Source organism: Kitasatospora sp. SUK 42, assembly GCF_015776785.2.
Lineage (GTDB): Bacteria > Actinomycetota > Actinomycetes > Streptomycetales > Streptomycetaceae > Kitasatospora.
On sequence record NZ_LFMD02000003.1, the window covers coordinates 590,940 to 613,725 of the forward strand.

General features: G+C 71.1%; 23 protein-coding genes and 1 pseudogene. 12 read left to right on the top strand and 12 right to left on the bottom strand.

Annotated features, from left to right (window positions below; genetic code table 11):
- Window positions 1–149: 149 nt before the first annotated feature.
- From RZ50_RS12345 to RZ50_RS12360, 4 genes are all read left to right on the top strand, one after another.
- A complete protein-coding gene (locus tag RZ50_RS12345) occupies window positions 150–959 on the top strand; it encodes a c-type cytochrome (protein ID WP_196949466.1) in 810 nt (269 codons plus the stop codon).
- 8 nt (window positions 960–967) lie between these two features.
- Window positions 968–2,020: a ubiquinol-cytochrome c reductase iron-sulfur subunit gene (locus RZ50_RS12350; RefSeq protein WP_254802460.1), complete on the top strand. Its 1,053-nt coding sequence runs from the start codon at window positions 968–970 to the stop codon at window positions 2,018–2,020.
- Entirely contained in the window at window positions 2,017–3,675 is a 1,659-nt protein-coding gene (locus RZ50_RS12355) for a ubiquinol-cytochrome c reductase cytochrome b subunit (protein WP_196949468.1), read from the top strand. Before RZ50_RS12350 ends, RZ50_RS12355 begins: the two co-directional genes overlap by 4 nt.
- 118 nt (window positions 3,676–3,793) lie before the next feature.
- Window positions 3,794–4,165: a GntR family transcriptional regulator gene (locus tag RZ50_RS12360; protein ID WP_196949469.1), complete on the top strand. Its 372-nt coding sequence runs from the start codon at window positions 3,794–3,796 to the stop codon at window positions 4,163–4,165.
- Window positions 4,166–4,184: 19 nt separating this feature from the next.
- On the opposite strand, the gene RZ50_RS12365 is transcribed toward RZ50_RS12360, so the two are convergent.
- From RZ50_RS12365 to coxB, 4 genes are all read right to left on the bottom strand, one after another.
- Entirely contained in the window at window positions 4,185–5,453 is a 1,269-nt protein-coding gene (locus RZ50_RS12365; RefSeq protein WP_196949470.1) for an Ig-like domain-containing protein, read from the bottom strand.
- A gap of 171 nt (window positions 5,454–5,624) precedes the next feature.
- A complete protein-coding gene (locus RZ50_RS12370) occupies window positions 5,625–6,041 on the bottom strand; it encodes a cytochrome c oxidase subunit 4 (protein ID WP_196949471.1) in 417 nt (138 codons plus the stop codon).
- The gene (ctaD, locus tag RZ50_RS12375) at window positions 6,041–7,816 is read right to left on the bottom strand and encodes a cytochrome c oxidase subunit I (protein ID WP_196949472.1); all 1,776 of its coding nucleotides are present in this window, start codon (window positions 7,814–7,816) and stop codon (window positions 6,041–6,043) included. The genes RZ50_RS12370 and ctaD overlap by 1 nt, the downstream gene beginning before the upstream one ends.
- Window positions 7,813–8,667 (bottom strand): cytochrome c oxidase subunit II, encoded by an 855-nt coding sequence (gene coxB / locus RZ50_RS12380; RefSeq protein WP_196949473.1) that lies wholly within the window; start codon window positions 8,665–8,667, stop codon window positions 7,813–7,815. The genes ctaD and coxB overlap by 4 nt, the downstream gene beginning before the upstream one ends.
- Before the next feature lie 382 nt (window positions 8,668–9,049).
- On the opposite strand from coxB, the gene RZ50_RS12385 reads away from it, so the two are divergent.
- Window positions 9,050–10,450, top strand: coding sequence for an aminotransferase class V-fold PLP-dependent enzyme (locus tag RZ50_RS12385; protein ID WP_308271604.1), 1,401 nt, complete (start codon window positions 9,050–9,052; stop codon window positions 10,448–10,450).
- Here the strand turns inward: RZ50_RS12385 and RZ50_RS12390 are convergent.
- Entirely contained in the window at window positions 10,443–11,420 is a 978-nt protein-coding gene (locus RZ50_RS12390) for a carbohydrate kinase family protein (protein WP_196949475.1), read from the bottom strand. The two genes, RZ50_RS12385 and RZ50_RS12390, sit on opposite strands and share 8 nt — an antisense overlap.
- A 303-nt stretch (window positions 11,421–11,723) precedes the next feature.
- Between RZ50_RS12390 and RZ50_RS12395 the strand changes: the two genes are divergently transcribed.
- The gene (locus RZ50_RS12395; protein ID WP_196949476.1) at window positions 11,724–11,933 is read left to right on the top strand and encodes a hypothetical protein; all 210 of its coding nucleotides are present in this window, start codon (window positions 11,724–11,726) and stop codon (window positions 11,931–11,933) included.
- Window positions 11,934–12,036: 103 nt separating this feature from the next.
- Window positions 12,037–12,732, top strand: a complete 696-nt coding sequence (locus RZ50_RS12400; RefSeq protein ID WP_217680514.1) for a hypothetical protein — start codon at window positions 12,037–12,039, stop codon at window positions 12,730–12,732.
- Between the two features lie 82 nt (window positions 12,733–12,814).
- On the opposite strand, the gene RZ50_RS12405 is transcribed toward RZ50_RS12400, so the two are convergent.
- Complete coding sequence (locus RZ50_RS12405) at window positions 12,815–13,168, bottom strand: iron-sulfur cluster assembly accessory protein (RefSeq protein ID WP_196950018.1); 354 nt, start codon at window positions 13,166–13,168, stop codon at window positions 12,815–12,817.
- Between the two features lie 244 nt (window positions 13,169–13,412).
- Between RZ50_RS12405 and RZ50_RS12410 the strand changes: the two genes are divergently transcribed.
- Complete coding sequence (locus tag RZ50_RS12410) at window positions 13,413–14,297, top strand: GNAT family N-acetyltransferase (RefSeq protein ID WP_196950017.1); 885 nt, start codon at window positions 13,413–13,415, stop codon at window positions 14,295–14,297.
- A 53-nt stretch (window positions 14,298–14,350) separates the two neighbouring features.
- Here the strand turns inward: RZ50_RS12410 and RZ50_RS12415 are convergent, their stop codons facing one another.
- The 3 genes from RZ50_RS12415 to RZ50_RS12425 form a co-directional block, all read right to left on the bottom strand.
- A complete protein-coding gene (locus tag RZ50_RS12415) occupies window positions 14,351–15,733 on the bottom strand; it encodes a pyridoxal-dependent decarboxylase (RefSeq protein WP_308271605.1) in 1,383 nt (460 codons plus the stop codon).
- Between the two features lie 183 nt (window positions 15,734–15,916).
- The gene (locus RZ50_RS12420) at window positions 15,917–16,381 is read right to left on the bottom strand and encodes an Lrp/AsnC family transcriptional regulator (protein WP_196950016.1); all 465 of its coding nucleotides are present in this window, start codon (window positions 16,379–16,381) and stop codon (window positions 15,917–15,919) included.
- A 132-nt stretch (window positions 16,382–16,513) separates the two neighbouring features.
- A complete protein-coding gene (locus RZ50_RS12425) occupies window positions 16,514–17,437 on the bottom strand; it encodes an NADP-dependent oxidoreductase (protein ID WP_196950015.1) in 924 nt (307 codons plus the stop codon).
- A 218-nt stretch (window positions 17,438–17,655) separates the two neighbouring features.
- On the opposite strand from RZ50_RS12425, the gene nadA reads away from it, so the two are divergent.
- A complete protein-coding gene (nadA, locus tag RZ50_RS12430) occupies window positions 17,656–18,840 on the top strand; it encodes a quinolinate synthase NadA (protein ID WP_308271606.1) in 1,185 nt (394 codons plus the stop codon).
- Between the two features lie 99 nt (window positions 18,841–18,939).
- Here the strand turns inward: nadA and RZ50_RS12435 are convergent, their stop codons facing one another.
- Together RZ50_RS12435 and RZ50_RS12440 are read right to left on the bottom strand one after the other, a co-directional pair.
- Complete coding sequence (locus RZ50_RS12435; protein ID WP_196950014.1) at window positions 18,940–19,233, bottom strand: hypothetical protein; 294 nt, start codon at window positions 19,231–19,233, stop codon at window positions 18,940–18,942.
- A 37-nt stretch (window positions 19,234–19,270) separates the two neighbouring features.
- Window positions 19,271–20,080, bottom strand: a complete 810-nt coding sequence (locus RZ50_RS12440) for a PspA/IM30 family protein (RefSeq protein ID WP_196950013.1) — start codon at window positions 20,078–20,080, stop codon at window positions 19,271–19,273.
- Window positions 20,081–20,379: 299 nt separating this feature from the next.
- On the opposite strand from RZ50_RS12440, the gene RZ50_RS12445 reads away from it, so the two are divergent.
- Both RZ50_RS12445 and RZ50_RS12450 read left to right on the top strand, forming a co-directional pair.
- Window positions 20,380–20,973 carry a DUF3043 domain-containing protein gene (locus RZ50_RS12445; protein ID WP_196950012.1) on the top strand — a complete coding sequence of 198 codons (594 nt, stop codon included), beginning with the start codon at window positions 20,380–20,382 and terminating at the stop codon, window positions 20,971–20,973.
- Window positions 20,974–21,122: 149 nt separating this feature from the next.
- Window positions 21,123–21,863: a methyltransferase domain-containing protein gene (locus RZ50_RS12450; RefSeq protein WP_196950023.1), complete on the top strand. Its 741-nt coding sequence runs from the start codon at window positions 21,123–21,125 to the stop codon at window positions 21,861–21,863.
- Window positions 21,864–21,888: 25 nt separating this feature from the next.
- On the opposite strand, the gene RZ50_RS12455 is transcribed toward RZ50_RS12450, so the two are convergent.
- Complete coding sequence (locus RZ50_RS12455) at window positions 21,889–22,089, bottom strand: hypothetical protein (protein WP_196950011.1); 201 nt, start codon at window positions 22,087–22,089, stop codon at window positions 21,889–21,891.
- A gap of 120 nt (window positions 22,090–22,209) precedes the next feature.
- Between RZ50_RS12455 and cobU the strand changes: the two are divergent.
- A pseudogene (cobU, locus tag RZ50_RS12460) lies at window positions 22,210–22,782 on the top strand (bifunctional adenosylcobinamide kinase/adenosylcobinamide-phosphate guanylyltransferase); the annotation flags it as partial.
- Window positions 22,783–22,786: the final 4 nt, after the last annotated feature.

Consider the following 22,786-nt stretch of genomic DNA (forward strand, 5'->3'; position numbering starts at 1 on the left):
GCCCTCACCGGCGACGGGCCGCTTCTGCCGGTGCCGAAGCTCCCACCGACCGACCGCGCGCGCAGCCTTGGACAGGCAACCTCGTGCCGGCCAGACCGGCCGCCGGGTGCACCCACCAGTCGACCAGATCCTGACACCGGGGTTATTCCGTGAAAAAGCTCTCCGCACGACGGCGCCACCCACTGGCGGCGCTGGTCGTCCTACTTCTCGCCCTGGCGGCAACCGGGGGGCTGTACGCCGCGTTCGCGCCCGCCGACAAGGCGCAGGCCGACGTCGCCGCGCAGTCGCTCGCGATCGATGAGGGCAAGAAGCTCTTCGCCGTGGGCTGCTCCTCCTGCCACGGCCTGAACGGCCAGGGCAGCAGCGACGGTCCGAGCCTGGTCGGCGTGGGCTCCGCCGCTGTCGACTTCCAGGTCGGCACCGGCCGCATGCCGGCCCAGCAGCCCGGCGCCCAGGTGCCGCGCAAGAAGAACATCTACACGCAGGCCGAGATCGACCAGCTCGCCGCCTACGTCGCCTCCCTCGGCCCCGGCCCGGTGACGCCCGAGCCCCAGCAGTACAACTCGACCAACCCGGAGGACATCTCCAGGGGTGGCGAGCTGTTCCGCACCAACTGCGCCCAGTGCCACAACTTCGCCGGCCAGGGTGGTGCCCTGACCAAGGGCAAGTTCGCCCCCTCCCTGGAGGGCGTGGACGCCAAGCACATCTACGAGGCCATGCAGACCGGCCCGCAGAACATGCCGTCCTTCCCGGACACCACCATGCCCGAGGAGCAGAAGAAGCAGATCGTGGCCTTCGTCCGCCACACCACCAACGATGAGCCCAACCCCGGCGGTCTCACCCTGGGCAGCCTCGGTCCGGTGACCGAGGGCCTGTTCGGCTGGATCTTCGGTCTCGGAGCGCTCATCGCGGTCGCGATCTGGGTCGCCGCCCACACCACCAAGGCCAAGAAGTCATGAGCCACGACATGTCAGAAGAGAACCTCCCGGAGTCTCACGGCTCCGCCGGCGAGGTGGCCGACCACGGCAACCCGTTCGCCGACCCGGGCCTGCCGGCCCACGAGCCCCGCCGCACCGACATCGACGAGCGGGCGGCCAAGCGCGCCGAGCGCCAGGTCTCGCTGATGTTCGTGGTCTCGATGCTCGCCACCATCGGCTTCATCGCCTCGTACGTGGCCATCGACCCGGACAAGATCGTCTACGTCTTCCCGCTCGGTCACATCAGCGCGCTGAACTTCGCGCTGGGCCTGACCCTGGGCGTCGCGCTGTTCATGATCGGCGCGGGCGCGGTCCACTGGGCCCGCACCCTGATGTCCGACGTCGAGCTGCCGGCCGAGCGTCACCCGATCGAGGCTGACGACGAGGTCCGCGCGGACGTCATCGAGCAGTTCAAGACCGGTGCCGCCGAGTCCGGCTTCGGCCGCCGCAAGATGATCCGCAACACCCTCATCGGTTCGATGGCGCTGGTCCCGCTCTCCGGCGTGGTCCTGCTCCGCGACCTGGGCCCGCTGCCGGAGAAGAAGCTCAAGGAGACGGGCTGGAAGGAGGCGACCGAGGCCCAGCCGCTGCAGCTCATCAACATGAACACCATGCAGCCGATGAAGCCCGAGGACATCATCGTCGGCTCGCTGACCTTCGCCATGCCTGAGGGTCTGACCACCCACAGCGAGGACTTCCAGCAGCGGATCGCCAAGGACGCCCTGATGCTGGTGCGCATCGCGCCGGAGGACATCAAGGACGAGAAGTCCAAGGAGAAGGGCTTCGAGGGCATCCTCGCCTACTCCAAGATCTGCACGCACGTCGGTTGCCCGATCAGCCTCTACGAGCAGCAGACCCACCACGCGCTCTGCCCCTGCCACCAGTCGACCTTCGACCTGGCGGACGGCGCGCGCGTCATCTTCGGCCCGGCCGGCCACCCGCTGCCGCAGCTGAAGATCACCACTGATGAGAAGGGCAACCTGGTCGCCACCGGCGACTTCGACGAGCCCGTCGGCCCGAGCTTCTGGGAGCGTGCTCGATGAGTAGCGCGAGCAGCACCACGACCGGTGCCGCCAAGCCCTCCAGCACGCGCGCCAATCCTGCCAACAAGTGGGAGGCCGCGGCTGACTGGACGGACGGCCGGGTGGGGATCTACTCCCTGGCCAAGGCCAACCTGCGGAAGATCTTCCCGGACCACTGGTCCTTCATGCTGGGCGAGATCTGCCTCTACACGTTCATCATCATCATCCTGACCGGTGTCTACCTGACGCTGTTCTTCAAGCCGTCGATGGCCGAGGTCGTCTACAACGGCTCGTACGTGCCCCTCAAGGGCATCGGGATGTCGGAGGCCTACGCCTCCACGGTGGACATCAGCTTCGAGATCCGCGGCGGTCTGCTGATCCGCCAGATCCACCACTGGGCCGCCCTGGTCTTCGTGGCCGCGATGCTCGTGCACATGATGCGCGTGTTCTTCACCGGCGCGTTCCGCAAGCCGCGTGAGATCAACTGGGTCTTCGGCTTCCTGCTGCTGGTCCTGGGCATGTTCGACGGCTTCTTCGGCTACTCGCTGCCGGACGACCTGCTGTCGGGTACCGGTATCCGCTTCATGGAAGGCGCGATCCTCGCGGTCCCGCTGATCGGCACCTACGTCCAGATGTTCCTGTTCGGGGGCGAGTTCCCCGGCCACGACATCGTGCCGCGGTTCTTCACCATCCACGTGCTGCTGATCCCGGGCATCATGCTCGGCCTGCTGGTGGCGCACCTGATCCTGGTCTTCTACCACAAGCACACCCAGTGGGCGGGCCCGGGCAAGACCGAGAAGAACGTCGTCGGCATGCCGCTGATGCCGGTCTACATGGCCAAGGCCGGTGGCTTCTTCTTCCTGGTCTTCGGTCTGATCGCCGCCGTCTCGGCGATCGCCACGATCAACCCGATCTGGGCCTACGGCCCGTACCGCCCCGACCAGGTGTCCACCGACGCCCAGCCAGACTGGTACATGGGCTTCTCCGAGGGTCTGATCCGCGTCATGCCGGGCTGGGAGATCAGCCTGTGGGGCCACACCCTGAACCTGGGTGTCTTCGTCCCGCTGATGATCTTCCCGCTGGTCCTGGTCGCGATCGCGGTCTACCCGTTCATCGAGGGCTGGATCACCGGCGACAAGCGCGAGCACCACATCCTGGACCGCCCGCGCAACGCCCCGGTCCGCACCGGCCTGGGTGCCGCCTGGATCAGCCTGTACCTGGTGCTGCTGATCGGTGGTGGCAACGACCTGTTCGCCACCCACCTGCACCTGTCGATCAACTCGATCACCTACTTCGTCCGCGTCGGCTTCTTCGTGGTCCCGGTCGTCGTCTTCTTCATCACCAAGCGCTGGTGCCTCGGCCTGCAGCGCCGTGACAAGGAGAAGGTGCTGCACGGCCGCGAGACGGGCGTCATCAAGCGCCTGCCGCACGGCGAGTTCGTCGAGGTGCACGCCCAGCTGCCGCAGCAGGACCTGTACAAGCTCACGGCGCACGAGCAGAACCAGCCGATCGAGCTGCCGGCCCAGACGGACGAGAACGGCGTGGCCCGCAAGTCCGGCGCCCTCGCCCGCACCCGGGCCCGGCTCTCCCGCGGCTTCTACGGCGAGGGCAACCAGATCCCCAAGCCCACCGCCGAGGAGCACAACGAGATCACCAGCGGTCACGACCACCACTGATCCCGTACGCACCCCCGCGCCACCCCCGAGGGCCGCTGACCAGAGTTCACCTGGTCGGCGGCCCTCGGGCTTTTCCGCATCCGCCGGCCCCGTCCCCGCACCACGTCCAGGAGCACCCGTGCAGCTGTCCATCGACCCCGCCGCCACCACTCCCCCGTACGAGCAGATCCGCGCCCAGATCGCCGAACGGGCCCGCTCCGGCGCGCTGCCGACCGGGCTGCGGCTGCCCACCGTCCGGGCCCTGGCCGAGGAGCTGGGGCTGGCCGCCGGGACGGTCGCCCGGGCCTACCGGGAGCTGGAGGCGGACGGCGTGGTGGAGACCCACGGCCGGCGCGGCACCCTGATCGCCGCCACCGGGGACGCCCCCCACCGGCTGGCCTCCGAGGCCGCCGCCGAGTACGCCGCGCGGGCGAACCGGCTCGGGCTCTCCCACGCCGACGCCCTGGCCGCCGTGGTCACCGCCCTGACGGTGGCCTACCCCGAAGCCTGAGACGGCCCCGGGCGGACCCTCAGAGCTCCGGCCGGGCCATCCCCGCGGCAGGAGCCTGGGCCGCCGGTGCGGTGGTGGTGAGGGGCTGCCCGAGGGCGCTGTGCGTGAACCAGTCCGCCCAGGAGACGTTCCAGTCGCCGAAGCCGTTGCCGAAGGGCTCCATCGAGTGGCCGCGGCTGTTCACCACCGTGACGAGGTCTCCCACCCGGGTGTTCTGGAAGTACCACTTGGCGTTGTCGGTGCTCATGCCGGTACAGCCGTGGCTGACGTTCGACACGCCCTGCGAGTTGACCGACCACGGTGCCGCGTGGACGTACTCGCCGCTCCACGTGACCCGGGTGGCCCACTCCACGTTCAGGTCGTACGACTCCGAGCTGCCGGCCTTCAGTCCGATCGTCTCGCCGTTCATCCGCACCGAGCGCTCCTGGCCGAGCACGACCTTGATGCCGTTGCGGGTGTCGAAGCCGGGCTTGCCGGTGGTGACCGGGATGTTCCGCAGCACCGCGCCGTCGCGCTTGAGGGTGAGCACGTGGGCGGCCGCGTCGATCACCGTCTCGACCCGCGCGCCGATCCGCAGCCGCAGCGAGCTGCGGTCGCCGCCGTAGAGGCCGTCGGCGATCCGCATGCCGGTGCCGTCGAAGGCCAGCCCGACGGTCGTGCCGACCGGCCAGTACTCCTCCGGCCGGAAGTGCAGCTCCTTGTCGTCCACCCAGTACCAGGCACCGGTCACGGCGGGCTGGGAGCTCACGGTCAGGACCTTCTCGACCTCCTGCCGGGCCTGCGGGTCCTTCACCGCCTCGGAGAGCTGCACGGTGAGCGGCTGGCCCACCCCGTAGATCCCGCTGCCCGAGGAGTCCGGGCCGAGCTTGGCGGTGAGCAGGCGCTGGGCGGCGACGGTGCTGAAGTTCGCGGTGGTGTCACCGCGCCCGTTCCTGTCGTCGGCCGCGGAGATCCGGACGGTGTACGCGGTACCGGGCCTCAGTCGCCCGGTGCTCTGCCAGCTGCGCTGGTCCTCGGCGAGCAGACCAGCCACCGCCCGGCCGTCCGGGTCGGCCACGGTGACGTCGGTGAGCCTGCTGCCCGGCACGGCGGTCACGGTGACCGACTGGGACGGGTCGATCGTGCCCTCGGCCGAGACGTGCACGAGCCGGGCCGCGTTGATCCGATGTGGTCCGGTGGGCTCGTCGTCCCCGCCGAACGTGCAGGCGGCCACCGGGGCCAGCACCGCGAGGGCCAGCGAGATACCGGTGATGCCGGTGGTGCCTGCGATTCCGCGCCTGTCGGCCATGACCGCCTCCGAGGGGTTTCGCGCGATTGATCAGATCGTAGGAACCGACCTCGCCGAAAGACATCCAGGCAGCGCCGCCTTCACCCGGCTGAGTGAGTTCGTCACTCTCCAGGACGCAACAGGGCCGGTCTCCCCGTGCGGGGAGACCGGCCCTGTTGTGGGAGGCGGAACCTACTGGTTCTGGTTCTCGCCCCGGTAGAACTCGAAGACCCATCCGAAGATGCCGATCAGGATGATCGGGGCGGCCCAGAACATCAGCCACCAGCCGAAGATCACGCCCAGGAAGGCGAGCGCGCCACCGAGCGCCAGCGAGAGCGGCTGCCAGCTGTGCGGGGCGAAGAAGCCCAGCTCGCCGGAGTCGTCCGCGACCTCGGCCTCGGGGTTGTCACCCGCGCCGCTGTCCACCCGGCGGGCGGTGAAGGCGAGGTAGTACCCGATGAAGGCGCAGAGGCCGAAGGCCAGGAACAGCGCGGTGGTACCGGCGGCCTCCAGGCCGTGGTCGGAGTTGTTGCTCCACAGGCCGTAGGTGATGGCCATCGCCAGGACGAAGACCGACAGGCCGAGGAAGATCTTTCCCTGTTCCTTCATCAGGCGTCGCCCTCCTTCTCGCCCTTGCCCAGCTTCGGGGCGTCGTACTTCGCCGGGGTCACACCGGCGAGGTGCTTGGCCGGCTCACCGTGGTTCTCCAGGTAGTCCAGCGCCGCGATCTCGGGGTGGTGCAGGTCGAACGCCGGGGATTCCGAGCGGATCCGGGGCAGGGTGAGGAAGTTGTGCCGCGGCGGCGGGCAGGAGGTCGCCCACTCCAGCGAACGGCCGAAGCCCCACGGGTCGTCGACCTCGACCTTCTCGCCGTACTTGGCGGTCTTCCAGACGTTGTAGAGGAACGGCAGGATCGACAGGCCGAGCACGAAGGAGCCGATGGTCGAGACGGTGTTCAGGGTGGTGAAGCCGTCCGAGGCCAGGTAGTCGGCGTAGCGGCGGGGCATGCCCTCCGCGCCGAGCCAGTGCTGCACCAGGAAGGTGGTGTGGAAGCCGAAGAACAGCGTCCAGAAGGTGATCTTGCCGAGGCGCTCGTCCAGCATCTTGCCGGTCATCTTCGGCCACCAGAAGTGGAAGCCGGCGAACATCGCGAAGACGACGGTGCCGAAGACCACGTAGTGGAAGTGGGCGACGACGAAGTACGAGTCCGAGACGTGGAAGTCGATCGGCGGGGAGGCCAGCAGAACACCGGTCAGACCACCGAAGAGGAAGGTGACCAGGAAGCCGACCGTCCACAGCATCGGCGTCTCGAAGCTCAGCGAGCCCTTCCACATGGTGCCGACCCAGTTGAAGAACTTCACACCGGTCGGGACCGCGATCAGGAAGGTCATGAACGAGAAGAACGGCAGCAGTACCTGTCCGGTGACGTACATGTGGTGCGCCCACACCGTCACGGACAGACCGGCGATCGCGATGGTGGCCGCGATCAGACCGGAGTAGCCGAACATCGGCTTGCGGCTGAAGACCGGGATGATCTCCGACACGATGCCGAAGAACGGCAGCGCGATGATGTACACCTCGGGGTGGCCGAAGAACCAGAACAGGTGCTGCCAGAGCATCGCCCCGCCGTTGGCCGGGTCGAAGACGTGGGCACCGAACTTGCGGTCCGCCTCCAGGGCGAACAGCGCGGCGGCCAGCACCGGGAAGGCCAGCAGGACCAGCACCGAGGTCAGCAGCACGTTCCAGACGAAGATCGACATCCGGAACATCGTCATGCCCGGAGCGCGCATGCAGATGATCGTGGTGATGAAGTTGACCGCACCGAGGATCGTGCCGAAGCCGGAGAAGGCCAGACCCATGATCCACATGTCGCCGCCGACGCCGGGCGAGTGCACCGCGTCCGACAGCGGGGAGTAGGCGAACCAACCGAAGTCGGCGGCGCCGTTCGGGGTCAGGAAGCCACCGACCGCGATGGTCGAACCGAAGAGGTACAGCCAGTACGCGAACATGTTCAGACGCGGGAAGGCCACGTCCGGCGCGCCGATCTGGAGCGGCATGATCCAGTTCGCGAAGCCCGCGAACAGCGGCGTCGCGAACATCAGCAGCATGATCGTGCCGTGCATCGTGAACGCCTGGTTGAACTGCTCGTTCGACAGGATCTGGGTCCCGGGACGAGCCAGCTCGGCACGCATGACCAGGGCGAGGATGCCGCCGATCAGGAAGAAGGCGAACGACGTGCCCAGGTACAGGGTGCCGATCGTCTTGTGGTCAGTGGTCGTCAGCCACTTGATGATGGTCGCACCCGGCTTGCGGGTCCGCTGCGCCCCGACCGTGACGGCATCGGCGCCCCCGCCGGCCGCGGCGGGCTCGTTGAGGATGGTCACTTCGCTTCACTTCCCATGCCGATGAGGCCGGAGGGCACCGCACCGTTCTGGCCCTTGGCACGCAGCTCGGCCAGGTGCTTGTCGTAGTCGGCCCGGTCGACAACCTTGACGTTGAACAGCATGCGCGAGTGGTCGACGCCGCAGAGCTCGGCGCACTTGCCCATGTACTCGCCCTTGACGGTCGGGGTGACCTCGAACTTGTTCACCACGCCCGGCACGACGTCCATCTTCATCATGAAGTTGACGGGCCAGAAGTCGTGGATGACGTCGCGCGAGGTGAGACGGAACTGCACCGTCTCGTTGACCGGCAGCCAGAGGGTCGGAGCGTCCTTGGGCGTTCCGACCTCGTACGCGGCGTCCTTGTTGGCCGGGTCAGGGGTCTCGGTGTTCTCGTAGTTGAACGCCCAGCTCCACTGGAAGCCGACCACGTTGACGTAGTGCTGCGGCTTCTCGGAGACGGCGGTCAGCTTCGCCTCGTCGCGGGCGACGAAGTAGAAGAGGACCGAGACGATGATGATGGGGACCGCGGTGTAGAGCGCCTCGATGGGCACGTTGTACCGGGTCTGCGGAGGGACCTCCACGCCGGTGCGCTTGCGCCGGTGGAAGATCACGCTCCAGATGATCAGACCCCACATCAGTACGCCGACCACCAGTGCCGCGATCCAGGAGCCCTGCCACATCTGGAGGACCATGGGTCCTTCCTTCGTGACCGGGCTCGGGAGGCCAAGCCTGGGGAGGTCGTTGGCCGAGCAGCCGGTGGCGGTCGCGATGACGAGGCCCAGTGCCAGCGCCTGAGGCAGCTTCCGCCGCATCGTGCGCCGCGGCGAGCGGTCGGAGCCGTTGGGACTCACGTAGCGCCTTCCCGAAGTCTCGCCCGCCTTCGCGTCGCACCGAGAGTGGATCCAGTCCCTCCCCGGCGACCCGACCACGGGCACGGTTTGAATGCTTATGCGGGCCAAACCCTACTCCAGCCTTATGCGCTCCTGACGGGCAGCCCCCGGTAACGCGCCGCCCGGTCGCCCGATCAGGCCCGGCAGGGGCTACGTCGCAGGTCATCCCAGGCATTCGAGGTCCATACGCCTGATCGGGGGATGACCTCGGACAACGGGGATGACGGCCCGTCGGTACCGGACGAAGCGGACATTCGGGGTGATCGACTGACGGCCGGTAAGCAACCCTGGCCGGGGTCCGACGCGCCCGGGTGTGTCGTTAAATGTGACCGTGTACTTCGACGTGGCTTCGACAGCCCCTCTGCACCCCGTCGCGCGGCAGGCACTGACCGCCGCCCTGGACGAGGGCTGGGCCGATCCGGCCCGGCTGTACCGCTCCGGCCGGCAGGCCCGGATGCTGCTGGACGCCGCGCGGGAGACGGTGGCCGCCGTCCTGGGCGCGCGGGCGGACGAGATCTCCTTCACCGCGAGCGGCACCCAGGCCGTCCAGCTCGGCATGCTGGGCGCGCTGGCCGGGAACCGGCGGCGCGGCGGCCACCTGGTGCACTCGGCGGTGGAGCACTCCAGCGTGCTGCACGTCGCCGAACGCCACGAGGCGGGCGGCGGCGAGGTCTCGGTCGCCCCGGTGGACCGCGCCGGACGGGTCGACCCCCTGGCCTTCGGCGCCCTGCTGCGCGCCGACACCGCGCTGGCCGCCCTGCAGAGCGCCAACCACGAGGTGGGGACCGTCCAGCCGGTCGGCGAGGTCGCCGCGCTGTGCGCCGAGGCCGGGGTTCCGCTGCTGGTGGACGCGGCGCAGAGCGCCGGGCGGGTGGACGTCCCGGCGGGCTGGTCGCTGCTGACCGCGAGCGCCCACAAGTGGGGCGGGCCGGCCGGGGTCGGGATCCTGGCCGTCCGCAAGGGCGTCCGGTACTCCTCGCCACTGCCCGCCGACGAACGCGAGGGCGGGCGGGTGCCCGGCTACGTCAACGTCCCCGCCATCGTGGCCGCGGCCGCCTCGCTGCGCGCCGTACGGGCCGAGGCCGAGCGGGAGAACGCCCGGCTGCACGCGCTGGTGGAGCGGATCCGGGCCCGGGTGCCGCAGTTGGTGCCCGAGGTGGAGGTGGTCGGCGACCCGGTGCGGCGGCTGCCGCACATCGTCACCTTCTCCTGCCTGTACGTGGACGGCGAGGTGCTGCTCACCGAACTGGACCGGGCCGGCTTCGCGGTCTCCTCCGGATCCTCCTGCACCTCCTCCACCCTGACGCCCAGCCATGTGCTGGCCGCGATGGGGGTGCTCACCGAGGGGAACGTCCGGGTCTCGCTGCCGTACGGGACGGCCGAGGCGGACGTGGAACGCTTCCTCACCGTCCTGCCGGAGCTGGTCGCGGGCGTACGGGCCCCGCTCGGGCTGGACCTGCCGGCGCCGCAGGGCGCCTCGGAACAGCAGGGCGCTCCGGAAGGGCTGCTGGTCATCGACGCCCTGGGGAAGCGCTGCCCGCTGCCGGTGATCGAGCTGGCGAAGCGGATCGGCGAGGTGCCGGTGGGCGGCACGGTCGCCGTGCTGTCGGACGACGAGGCGGCCCGGCTGGACGTCCCGGCCTGGTGCGAGATGCGCGGGCAGGAGTACGCGGGCGAGGCCCCGGCCACCGACTACGGCGGCGACCGGGGCTCGGCCTACCTCGTCGTCCGGCGGACTACTTGACCAGGTGCGCGCGGATCTCCGCGGCGGCCTCGGCTCCGTAGGCGCCCTCGAAGCGCTTCAGGAAGGTGCTCGGGCGCAGCTCGTACTCCTGGGTGCCGACGGTCTCGATCACCAGGGTGGCGAGCATGCAGCCCAGCTGGGCGGCGCGCTCCAGGTCGAGCTCCCAGGCCAGGCCGGTCAGGAAGCCGGCCCGGAAGGCGTCGCCGACGCCGGTCGGGTCGACCTTGGACTCCTCGGGGGCGCAGCCGACCAGGATCGACGCCTCGCCCTTGCGGTCGATCCGGACGCCCTTGCTGCCCAGGGTGGTGACCCGGGTGCCGACGCGGGTGAGGATCTCCTCGGCGTCCCAGCCGGTCTTGCTCTCGATGAGCGCGGCCTCGTACTCGTTGGTGAACAGGTACGCGGCGCCGTCCACCAGCTCGCGGATGTCCTCGCCGTCCAGGCGGGCCAGCTGCTGGGAGGGGTCGGCGGCGAAGGCGTAGCCGCGGGTGCGGCACTCCTGGGTGTGACGGACCATGCCCTGCGGGTCGTCGGCGCCGACCAGGACGAGGTCGAGGCCGCCGACGCGGTCGGCGATCGGCTTGAGCTCGATGTTGCGGGCCTCGGCCATGGCGCCGGTGTAGAACGAGGCGATCTGGTTGTGGTCCTCGTCCGTGGTGCACATGAAGCGGGCGGTGTGCCGGGTCTCGGAGATGTGGACGGAGTCGCAGTCCACGTTGTTGCGCTCCAGCCAGCTGCGGTACTCGGCGAAGTCCGAGCCGGCGGCACCGACCAGGATCGGCTGGAGGCCGAGCACGCCCATGCCGAACGAGATGTTCGGCGCGACCCCGCCGCGGCGGATGTCCAGGGCGTCGACCAGGAACGACAGCGACACGGTGTGCAGCTGCTCGGCGACGAGCTGGTCGGCGAACCGGCCGGGGAACGTCATCAGATGGTCGGTGGCGATCGAGCCGGCGACGGCGATACGCACGAAGGTCTCCTCAAGTGGCGGCGAAGCCAGCGGGGCGGGGGTGGTTGAACCCACCTACGGTACCGGGCCGCGCGTGTGCGCCCGCAAGGGCGCCGCGGGCCACCGCCCACCCGGCCATGGTGGCACCCCCTGCCCTCGAACGTGTACTACCTACGGGTAGCACTGGTGGGCCGCGGAAGCCCGGCCTAGGGTCGGCCCCAGGGGGCCCTGCCCGGGGCCGGCCCCGGGGGCCCGGCCGGACGAGGCGGGCCCCGTCGTCGACCGTGGCAGTGCGGCCACGGCGCTGGATCGGAGCGATGCCCGATGATGTCCGAGCACTCCCTGCCGTCCGTCCTCCGCGCCGACGCGGACGGTGACTCCCTCGACGCGCTGGTGAGCTCCTCCCGGCGGCTGCGCCGGTTCTGGCCGCAGGCCGCCGCCGGCCCGGAGCCGGCCGCCCCCGCGTCCGCCGGCTTCCGGGTGCCGTCCGGGGCGCAGCGGCTGGTCGCGGGGATGGCCGATTACGGCATGTGAGTGAGGGCCGGCCCCCGGCGGAACCGGATCCGACCGGGGCACGTCAGATCCGCGCGGTGCGGCCGAGGAGGCGGCGCCGCTGAGCCCTCGGGAGGATGTGCAGATGGATCTGGAGACGATGCCCCGGCGCGGTCGGCGGGCGGCGGCCCTGGCGGGTCTGGCCCTGGCCGCGGTGGTGACGGTGGCCGGGTGCGGCGGGGGAGGCGGGAGCTCCTCGGACTCGGCGGCGGGCGGCTCGGCGGCCTCCGCGACCCCCTCGGCCTCGACGAGCGCCTCCCCGCAGGCCCCGGCGGCCTCCGACACCGCGTCCGCGACGGCTCCGGCCGCGAGCCCGTCCGGCCAGGCGCCGCCGACCGGCTGGGCCCCCACCCCGGCCGCGCCCGCCCCGGGGCGGCCGTCGGCGGGCACCACTCCCCCGGTCAACGGGATCGCTCCCGGTGAGCCCAACCCGGCCGGGACCGGGGTCGGCACCGGGGCGCGTCCGCCGATCGGCTACCGGATGGACGGCAGCAACAAGCTGACCGTCTACTTCTTCGGCGGGGTCTGCACCAAGTACGCGCTGAAGGCGGACGAGTCGCAGCCGGGCCGGGTGGACGTGCTGGTCGTGGCGGGCCAGCCGACCGTCCAGCCCGGGCAGTCCTGCCCGGCGCTGGCCAAGCGGCAGTCGGTCTCCGCCGATCTGCGCTCGCCGCTGGCCGGGCGGACGGTGGTCGACCAGTCGAGCGGCCAGGACGTGCCGCTGGAGGGCGACCCGCACGCCGGACCGGACCCGGTCACCCCGGACCTGGCCGGCCAGTAGGTTCTACCGGCCACGGACGTGAAGAGGCGGCCCCGGGGAACTTCCCGGGGCCGCCTCACCGCTTCAGCGGAGCGCTTCAGGCTTAGCTGAAGGAGTCGCCGCAGGCGCAGGAGCCCGTGGCGTTCGGGTTGTCGATCGTGAAGCCCTGCTTCTCGATGGTGTCGACGAAGTCGACGGTGGCGCCACCCAGGTACGGGGCGCTCATCCGGTCGGTGACGACCTTCACACCGCCGAAGTCCTTGATCACGTCGCCGTCGAGCGAGCGCTCGTCGAAGAACAGCTGGTAACGCAGGCCGGAGCAGCCACCGGGCTGGACGGCGACGCGCAGCGCGAGGTCGTCGCGGCCTTCCTGCTCCAGCAGGGCCTTGACCTTGCCCGCAGCGGCATCGGTGAGGAGGATGCCACTCTCGACAGTGGTCTCGTCCTGGACGGTCATCTGCTTTCTCCCGGTCTTGACGACGGTCTACCGCCAGTGCCAACCAACGGCCGCCCGGTTTCATTTCCCGGGCGGCGAAGGATTTCCTCGGCCTTTTTCGGCGGCTCGTTTCCGTGGGCCGGGTGTACCACCCGCGTCCCCTACGCTCCCATGCTCGCACACCGGCGGGGAGCGGTCACCGCCCGAGCACCGGATCCGGGTGAACGGGCCCCGCGGCCGCCCGCCGGACGCCAGGATGGTCGGCATGATCCTTCGCCAGATCAGGGACACCGCGGCGGATGCGGAGGCCGTCCAGGAGCTGTCCTTCACCGCGTTCGCCGAGCCCTCCGACGAATCCCCCGACGAGTCCCCCGCCGACCACGCGCCGCCGAGGGCGACCCCGCTGCACCTGGCCCGGACCAGGCACCTGGCGCGCACCGACCCCGGCGGCTGCTGGCTGGCCGAGAGCGGCGGGGAGGCGGTCGGGGTGGTGCTGTCGATGCGCCGGGAGGGCCTGTGGACGCCCTCGCTGCTCGCGGTCCGCCCCTCGGCGCAGGGCAGGGGGGTCGGACGGCTGCTGCTGGAGCGGGCGGCGGTGCACGCCCGGGGCTGCCTGCGCGGGATGGTCTGCGCCTCCGCCTCCCCGGCGGCGGCGCGGCGCTACCGGCTGGCCGGATTCACCCTGCACCCGGCGATGCGGCTGACCGGGCGGGTGGACCGCGAGGGGCTGATCGATCCCGGGGACATCCCGGTGCACCGCGGCAACGCCACCCACCTGCACCTGCTGGACTCGGTGGACCGGCGGCTGCGCGGCTCCGCGCACGGCCCGGACCACCCGCTGATGCTGGGGCACTTCGAGGAGCTGCTGGTGGCCGACGCGCTGGCCGGCAGCGGCTACTGCTACCGGGACGGCGGCGGGGTGAAGCTGCTGGCGGCCACCAGCAAGCGGATCGCCGTCCGGCTGCTGCGCGAGGCGCTGGCCCGGGTGCCGAGCGGGGTCGAGGCGCGGGTGGAGTTCCTCACCGCCGAGCAGGAGTGGGCGCTGGACGTCGGGCTGGAGGTCGGGCTGACGCCGGAGAGCCGGGGCTTCGTCGGGGTGCGCGGGATGCGGCCGCCGGCGCCGTACCTGCCGAGCGGGGCGTTCCTGTAGGTGCGCGAACGGCCCCCGACCGGGCGTTCCGGTGGGGGCCGCAGGCTTGGGACTCAGGCCATGGTGTCCAGGATCTCCCGGACCATCGCCATGGTCGTGCCCGGGTGCAGGAAGGCGAAGCGGGCGACCGTCTCGCCGTCCCAGCCGGTCGGGGTCACGAAGCCGATCTGGTCCGCGAGCAGCTGCTGCGACCAGCGGTAGTAGTCGTCGTTGGTCCAGCCCTTGCGCTTGAAGCAGACCGCCGAGAGCTGCGGGTCGAACAGCAGCTCCAGGTGCTCCGTCCCGCGGATCAGCTCCGCGGTCTCCCGGGCCAGCGTCAGGCCGGCCTCGATGGCGTCGGTGTAGGCCTGGACGCCGTGGACGGCCAGCGAGAACCAGAGCGGCAGGCCGCGGGCGCGCCGGGTCAGGTGGTAGGCGTAGTCGGTGGGGTTCCACTCGTCGCCCTCGGTGTGCAGGACGTCCAGGTAGGAGGCGTCCTGGGTGTGCACGGCGCGGGCGAGCTGCGGGTTGCGGTAGATCAGCGCGGCGCAGTCGAAGGGGGCGAACAGCCACTTGTGCGGGTCGACCACGAAGGAGTCGGCGTGCTCGATGCCGTTGTAGCGCTCGCGCACCGAGGGGGCGAACAGGCCCGCGCCGCCGTAGGCGCCGTCCACGTGGAACCACAGCTCGCGCTCGCGGGCGACCTCGGCCAGGCCCGCGAGGTCGTCGACGATGCCCTCGTTGGTGGTGCCGGCGGTGCCGACGACCGCGATCACCGGCGACCCAGAAGGATCGGTTGCAGTCGGGTCGGCGGCCAGCGCGGCGCGCAGCGCCTCGCCGGTGAACCGGCGGTTGACGGTCGGGACCTTGAAGGCCTCGACGCCGATGATGTTGAAGGTGTTCTTGACCGAGGAGTGCACCTGGTCGGCGACGGCGATCCGCAGCCGCGCCTCGGGACCGACGCCCAGTCGGCGGCGGGCGGTGTCACGGGCGACGACGAGGGCGGAGAGGTTGCCCGCCGAGCCGCCGGAGACGAAGCAGCCGCCGGCCGAGGCGGGCAGCCCGGCCCGGTCGGCGATCAGGCGCAGCACCTGGTTCTCGGCGGCGATCGCACCGGCCGCCTCCAGCCAGGAGATGCCCTGCAGCGAGGCGCAGGAGACGACCATGTCGAACAGCAGCGCGGCCTTGGTGGGGGCGCACGGGATGAAGGACAGGTAGCGCGGGCTGTCGGCGGAGATGACCGCGCGGGACAGCTCGTGGTCGTAGAGCTTGAGCACGTCGGCGGGGTTGTTGCCGTCCTGGTTCAGCAGGCCGGCCAGCTGGGCGCGCAGGTGCTCGCCGTCACCGGGGTGGTCGAGCGGAACGGGGTCGTACTGCAGCCGCTCCCGCATGTAGTCGAAAACCAGGTCGACCAGTTCGTTGTCGGGCCGGTGCATGCGGTCGGGTGCTGCGGACACGGCTGTCCCTCTCGGCTGTGGGTGTCGGGGGGATCCGGTCGGCGGGACGCCTCACCGCGCTGACCGGACGTGATCAGCGTAGGCAGCGGGGGTGCCCGGCCGCGCGTCGGAACGCGGCTGGTCAGGCAGCTTTCGAGCGTCTTCGGGACGGTCCGCGCAGCTTTCCTGCGTGGCGCCCCCGGGTCAGCCGATCAGCTGGGAGAGGACCACCGAGGAGCGGCTGCGCTGGACGCCGGGCTCGCGCCGGATGCGCTCGATGACGGCCTCCAGGTGGCGCATGTCGGCCGCCCTCAGGTGGACCAGGGCGTCCGGGTCGCCGGTGACCGTCCAGGCGGCGACCACCTCGGGGAACTGGCGCAGGCTGGCGAGGATCTCCTCGGGGGCGGTGCGCTCCCGGCAGTAGACCTCGACGAAGGCCTCGGTCTGCCAGCCGAGCACGGCCGGGTCGAGCACCACGGTGAAGCCCCGCACCACACCGCGCGCCCTGAGCCGGTCGATCCGGCGGCGCACGGCGGTGGCGGAGAGGTTCACCTGGAGGCCGATCTCCGCGTAGGAGGCGCGGCCGTCGCTGCCGAGGCGGGCGAGGAGCTGCCGGTCGGTCTCGTCCAGGTCGGCCCCGACCACCTCGTGCGCTCGGCTGCTGGTCATCGGTGCGGGGCTCCACGGGTCGTACGGGGGTGAGGGGGCGTCCCGGCGGCGGCCACTGCCGAAACGGTTTGCCACCATTCTGGCCGATGACCTGAACGAGTTCACCGCCGCCGGATGACGGGACGGCGGACGTCACGTCACCAGGAGGACGATCTTTCCCCTGGTGCGGCCCTCGGCGCTGAGCGCCTGGGCGGAGGCCGCCTGGGCGAGCGGGAAGGTCGAGGCGACGGTGACGGTCAGTCGGCCGTCGTCGGCGAGCGCGGCCAGTTCGGCCAGGTCGGCCGCGTCCGGGCGGACCCAGACGTACCGGCCGCCGAGGGCCTTCACGCCGAAGTCGGCGATCGAGGCGTTCCGGCCCGGGTCGGCCACCAGGCCCGCCGAGACCTGGGCGGCACCGTGGCCGACCAGGTCGAGGGCCGCGTCCACCCCGTCCGGGGCGAGTGCGCGGACCCGCTCGGCCAGGCCCTCGCCGTGGACGACGGGCTCGGCCCCGAGGCCGCGCAGGTAGTCGTGGTTGCGCTCGGAGGCGGTGCCGATCACCCGGGCGCCGTAGGCCCGGGCCAGTTGCACGGCGAGGTGACCGACCCCGCCGGCCGCGGCGTGCACCAGCAGGGTCTCCCCCTCGGCGATCCGCAGCGCCCTGAGGCCCTGCAGCGCGGTGAGCCCGGCCAGCGGCAGGCCGCCGGACTGCGCCCAGTCCAGCGCGGCTGGCCGGCGGGCGAGGGTGCGGACCGGGGCGGAGACCAGTTCGGCGTAGGTGCCGTGCTCGACGGCGTCCTTGCGGACGTAGCCGTACACCTCGTCGCCGGGGGCGAACTCGGTCACCCCGCCGCCGACCGCGCGGACCACTCCGGCCACGTCCCAGCCCATCACCAGCGGGAAGTGCACGTCGAGGATGCCGTCCAGGGCGCCGTCGCGGATCTTCCAGTCCACCGGGTTGACCCCGGCCGCCCGCACCTCCACCAGGACCGAGTCGGGGCCGACCTTCGGGTCGGGCAGGTCGGTGCACTCGACCACCTCGGGGCCGCCGTAGCGGTTGATCGCAATTGCTTTCATGGCCTCAGCCATACCCGGAGGCTTCGAAATATCGATTCGGAAACGCCTGGTCCCCCCAAATCGGTCAATCGGGTCCGTTGAGTCCGTTTCGGCGAGCGGTTCTCGTCACATCGACAGGATGGCCATCGTCACTCTGACACTAACCGGTTATCATAGATAGCGTCAGTTAGACGAAAAGGCTTCACCGCTTGATCGGCCGCACAGAAGGGCACCCGCCCGTGACCACCACCATCACCGAGACCCACGGCGTCGACCCCACTCCGACGCCGCTCGCTCTGCTGCTGCTCGGCCGGGAGGCCGACCCGAACAGCGAGCGCGGCGTCGAATGCCCGGGTGACCTCCCCCCGGCCTCGGACCCGAACCTCGTCGAACGTGCCCGGGCGGCCAAGGCCGCGCTGGGCGACCGCGTCTTCATCCTCGGCCACCACTACCAGCGCGACGAGGTCATCGAGTTCGCCGACGTCACCGGCGACTCCTTCAAGCTCGCCCGCGACGCCGCGGCCCGCCCCGAGGCCGAGTACATCGTCTTCTGCGGCGTGCACTTCATGGCCGAGTCCGCCGACATCCTCACCTCCGAGCGCCAGCAGGTCGTCCTGCCGGACCTCGCGGCCGGCTGCTCGATGGCCGACATGGCCACCGCCGAGCAGGTCGCCGAGTGCTGGGACGCGCTGACCGACGCCGGCATAGCCGACGTGACCGTCCCGGTCTCGTACATGAACTCCTCCGCCGACATCAAGGCCTTCACCGGCCGGCACGGCGGCACCATCTGCACCTCCTCCAACGCCAAGCGCGCCCTGGAGTGGGCGTTCGAGCAGGGCGAGAAGGTGCTCTTCCTGCCGGACCAGCACCTCGGCCGCAACACCGCCGTCCGGGACATGGGCTTCTCGCTGGACGACTGCGTCGTCTACAACCCGCACAAGCCGAACGGCGGCCTGACCGCCGAGCAGCTGCGGAACGCGAAGATGATCCTCTGGCGCGGCCACTGCTCGGTGCACGGCCGGTTCAGCCTGGACTCGGTGAACGACGTCCGCGAGCGGATCCCCGGCGTGACCGTGCTGGTGCACCCCGAGTGCAAGCACGAGGTCGTCGCGGCCGCCGACCAGGTCGGCTCGACCGAGTACATCATCAAGGCCCTGGACGCCGCCGAGCCCGGCTCCAAGTGGGCCATCGGCACCGAGCTGAACCTCGTCCGCCGCCTGGCCAAGGCGCACCCGGACAAGGAGATCGTCTTCCTGGACCGCACGGTCTGCTTCTGCTCGACCATGAACCGGATCGACCTGCCGCACCTGGTCTGGGCGCTGGAGTCGCTGGTCGAGGGCCGGGTGCCGAACGTGATCACCGTCGACCCGGAGACCGAGAAGTACGCCAAGGCCGCGCTGGACCGGATGCTGGCCCTGCCGTAGCAAGCGGGCGGCCCGCCCCGAGCGGGCGAGCAACAGCGAAGGGCGGGCCCCCTCCCACCGGAGGGGGCCCGCCCTTTCGTCTGGCAGCGGCCGCAGGTACTACTCGGGGAACCCCGGGATCACGCCCTCGCCCTCGGACAGCAGCAGTGCACGGACCTCGCTGATCGTCGCCTCGGAGTTCGGCAGGATCAGGTCGGACGGCTCCAACGCGTCGTCGGGCAGCCGGGTGCCGTACTGCTTCACCGCGTCCAGCAGCTTGCCGTAGGCCTGGCGGAAGTTCTCCTCGTCACCCGACTCCACTGCGGTGAGCAGCTCGTCGTCGAGCTGGTTGAGCAGGTTCAGGTGGTCCTCGCCCACCTCGTACTGCCCCTCACCCATGACCCTCATGATCATGCCGTGCGTCTCCCTGGTTCGTGGGGTCGAGCTCAGATCACTTGTTGTAGTTGATGCGCGGGGTGTCCTGCGGCTGCTGCTGGGGCTGCTGCTGCGGCTGGCCCTGCTCGATCGCGGCCGGGCCGGACGAGGCGGGACCACCGGACAGCTCGGCCTTCATCCGGGCGAGCTCCAGCTCGACGTCGGAACCGCCGGCCACCCGCTCCAGCTCGGCCTCGATGTCGTCCTTGCGGCCGAGGCCGCTCGCGTCGTCGAGCGCGCCGGAGGCCAGCAGCTCGTCGATCGCGCCCGCCCGGGCCTGCATCTGCGCGGTCTTGTCCTCGGCCCGCTGGATGGCCAGGCCGACGTCGCCCATCTCCTCCGAGATGCCGGAGAAGGACTCGGCGATGCGGGTCTGCGCCTGGGCGGCGGTGTAGGTGGCCTTGATGGTCTCCTTCTTGGTGCGGAAGGCGTCCACCTTGGCCTGCAGCCGCTGGGAGGCGAGCGTGAGCTTCTCCTCCTCGGCCTGCAGGGCCTGGTACTGCGTCTCCAGGTCGTTGATCTGGGACTGCATGTTGGCCTTGCGGGTCAGCGCCTCGCGCGCGAGGTCCTCGCGGCCGAGGGACAGCGCCTTGCGGCCCTGGTCCTCGTACTTCGCGGACTGCTGCTGGAGCTGGGTCAGCTGGAGTTCCAGGCGCTTGCGCGAGGTCGCGACGTCCGCGACGCCACGCCGTACCTTCTGCAGCAGTTCGAGCTGCTTCTGGTAGGAGTAGTCGAGCGTCTCACGCGGATCCTCCGCCCGATCCAAGGCCTTGTTCGCCTTGGAGCGGAAGATCAGCCCCATACGCTTCATGATTCCGTCGCTCATGGGCCTCGGGTGCCCCCTTCTCCGGCCTGCGGTCTCTATCTCGTTACCAGACACGACGAGTGTATGCGCAGCGAGCCCGTCGCCGCAGTGCACCTGCCTGCAACAAGACTGCTACAGCGACCAGTGGCGTTTCCTCCTCCCCCAGGTGGATCCGCCTCTCATCCTCCCCATAGTCCATCCGACTGATCCCCTACGGGAAGAGCCCGGGAGGCCCGGTTCGGGTGGCGCCACCCGGATCGATATGCGTTTGCGTCCGAGGGGACCCGCGGTCGCCGCGTCGTACCCCGTACGCTGGTGGTGTGTTCCGACGCCGTTCAGATGATGCCGCCGCCTCCGCCACCGTGCTGGAGAAGCAGGACGAGACGACCCGCCACCCGGAGGCCAAGAAGGGCCGCCCGACCCCGAAGCGCAGTGAGGCCGAGGCCCACCGGCGCACCCGGGTGACGGTGCCCAAGGACCGCAAGGAGGCCTCCCGCCAGGCACGCGACCGGATGCGGGTCGAGCGCGAGAAGCAGCGCCAGGCGCTGATCGACGGCGACGAGCGCCACCTGCCGGCCCGTGACAAGGGCCCGGTGCGCAAGTTCGCCCGCGACTACGTGGACTCCCGCTGGTCGCTGGCCGAGTTCTTCCTGCCGGCCGCCGTGGTCATCCTGGTGATGAGCATCGTCAAGGTGCCCGCCCTGCAGCTGCTGTCCACGCTGCTGTTCCTGCTCTTCTTCGTGTTCGTGGCCCTGGACTTCGCCCGCCTCGGCCTCGGCCTGCGCAAGCAGCTGGGTGAGCGGTTCGCCGGCCAGAACACCCGGGGCGCGATCGCGTACGGCATCATGCGCACCCTCCAGATGCGCCGGCTCCGCCTGCCCAAGCCGCAGGTGCGGCGCGGGGAGAAGCCCTGACCGCCGAACCGGTGGACTCCGGCTGGGCCCCGCCGTCCTGGGAGGGGCCCGGCCTCTACGCACTGCCCGGGCAGGGGGAGGGCGGCCACGACCGGCTCGGCCGACTGCCCTCGCGCAGCGGCTCCTTCGCCGGCGGCACCGGTGCCTGGCTGGACCGGCTCGGCGGGCTGCGCAACTTCGTCCGGCAGGAGCTGGTCTCCCGGCAGCTCGCCGAGCAGCTGGCCGGCCGCAGCGGGCAGCGCGTCCTCGACATCGGCTGCGGCCAGGGCACCCAGGCCCTGCGGCTGGCCCGGGCCGGCCACTACGTCACCGGGATCGACTCCGACCCGGTCGCGCTCGGCGTCGCCCAGGGGGCGCTGGCCGAGGAGCCGCCCGAGGTGCGCGGCCGGCTGCAACTGCTCAGCGGTGACGGCCACCAGTGCGGGCGCTGGTTCGGCCCGCGCAGCTTCGACGTGGTGATCTGCCACGGCGTCCTGACGTACCTGCCCGACCCGGACCCGATGATCGCCTCGCTGGCCCGGCTGCTGGCGCCCGGCGGACTGCTGTCGCTGCTGGTCCGCAACCGCGACGCGCTCGCCCTGCGGCCCGCCGCCGCCGGGGACTGGCGGGCCGCCCTGCACGCCTTCGAGAGCGACCGGTACTACAACCGGCTCGGTCTGGCCGCCCGCGCCGACCGGCTCGCCGACCTGTCCGTCACCCTCTCCGAGGTGTCGGTGCCACTGCGGCACTGGTACGGCGTACGGGTCTTCACCGACAACGCACCCGACGACGCGACCCCGCCGGTGGACGGGCGGCAGCTGGCCCAGCTGCTGGAGGCGGAGGACCGGGCCGGCCGCACCGACCCGTACCGGCAGATCGCGGCGCTGCTGCACGTGATCGGGGCGAAGTAGCGGCCCCGGGCCGGGTGCGGGTGGCTCAGGCCTCGTGCAGGCTCATCGAGTAGATCACCTGACCGTCGTCCAGCAGGACCGCGGTGTCCACGCCCTCCTCGGCGAGCTGCTTCCAGCTCTCCCCGATCCAGGTCTCGGCGTCCCCCTGGCCGGCGAACTCCTCCTGACCGCCGCTGGGCGTCACCACGCTGCCGTCCGCCTTCTCGTACCGCCACGTCCAGACCATGCCCGGCTCCTCCCGCTTCCCGCTGCTGCCTCTGTGGTGCGCGTGTGGTGCGCACCATAGCCTGCCCGGCCCGATCTTCCGTATGCCTGGTCGGGCAGGATGGTCGGCATGGCGACCCACCCCCCGCTCCCCCGCACGCTGCTGCTCGGCGGCGCGCGCTCCGGCAAGTCCACCCGCGCCGAGCAGCTGCTCGCCGACCGCCCCGACGTCCTGTACGTGGCCACCGGCGGCACCCGGGACGGCGACGCCGAGTGGGCCCAGCGGATCGCGCTGCACCGGGATCGGCGGCCGGCGAGCTGGCGCACCGCCGAGACCTGCGACCTGGAGGCCGTCCTGGCCGACACCGCCGACCCGGCGCCGGTGCTGATCGACTGCCTCGCGCTGTGGCTGACCGCCGTCATGGACGAGTGCGACGCCTGGTCCGACACGACCTGGGCGGACGGCGGCGAGGCCGCGGTGCAGCGCCGCTGCGAGGCACTGGCCGCGGCATGGGCCGCCACCCCGCGGACCGTCGTCGCGGTGAGCAACGAGGTCGGCATGGGCGTCGTCCCGGCCACCGCCGCCGGGCGGCGCTTCCGCGACACCCTGGGCCGACTCAACATGGCCGTGGCGGACGCCTCGGAGCGGGTGCTGCTGGTGGTGGCGGGGCAGGTTCTGACGGTCAAGCCCGGTCCGCACACCTGCGGCGTGTAGCCTT

Bases quoted from the DNA above. Each gene is read 5' to 3' on its own strand.
- RZ50_RS12435 (WP_196950014.1), bottom strand. From the start codon at position 19,233: ATGATCATGAGGGTCATGGGTGAGGGGCAGTACGAGGTGGGCGAGGAC.
- RZ50_RS12395 (WP_196949476.1), top strand. From the start codon at position 11,724: ATGATGTCCGAGCACTCCCTGCCGTCCGTCCTCCGCGCCGACGCGGAC.
- RZ50_RS12440 (WP_196950013.1), bottom strand. From the start codon at position 20,080: ATGAGCGACGGAATCATGAAGCGTATGGGGCTGATCTTCCGCTCCAAG.
- RZ50_RS12455 (WP_196950011.1), bottom strand. From the start codon at position 22,089: ATGGTCTGGACGTGGCGGTACGAGAAGGCGGACGGCAGCGTGGTGACG.
- RZ50_RS12420 (WP_196950016.1), bottom strand. From the start codon at position 16,381: ATGACCAGCAGCCGAGCGCACGAGGTGGTCGGGGCCGACCTGGACGAG.
- RZ50_RS12355 (WP_196949468.1), top strand. From the start codon at position 2,017: ATGAGTAGCGCGAGCAGCACCACGACCGGTGCCGCCAAGCCCTCCAGC.
- RZ50_RS12400 (WP_217680514.1), top strand. From the start codon at position 12,037: ATGGATCTGGAGACGATGCCCCGGCGCGGTCGGCGGGCGGCGGCCCTG.
- RZ50_RS12405 (WP_196950018.1), bottom strand. From the start codon at position 13,168: ATGACCGTCCAGGACGAGACCACTGTCGAGAGTGGCATCCTCCTCACC.
- RZ50_RS12425 (WP_196950015.1), bottom strand. From the start codon at position 17,437: ATGAAAGCAATTGCGATCAACCGCTACGGCGGCCCCGAGGTGGTCGAG.
- RZ50_RS12410 (WP_196950017.1), top strand. From the start codon at position 13,413: ATGATCCTTCGCCAGATCAGGGACACCGCGGCGGATGCGGAGGCCGTC.
- RZ50_RS12370 (WP_196949471.1), bottom strand. From the start codon at position 6,041: ATGAAGGAACAGGGAAAGATCTTCCTCGGCCTGTCGGTCTTCGTCCTG.
- RZ50_RS12365 (WP_196949470.1), bottom strand. From the start codon at position 5,453: ATGGCCGACAGGCGCGGAATCGCAGGCACCACCGGCATCACCGGTATC.
- RZ50_RS12350 (WP_254802460.1), top strand. From the start codon at position 968: ATGTCAGAAGAGAACCTCCCGGAGTCTCACGGCTCCGCCGGCGAGGTG.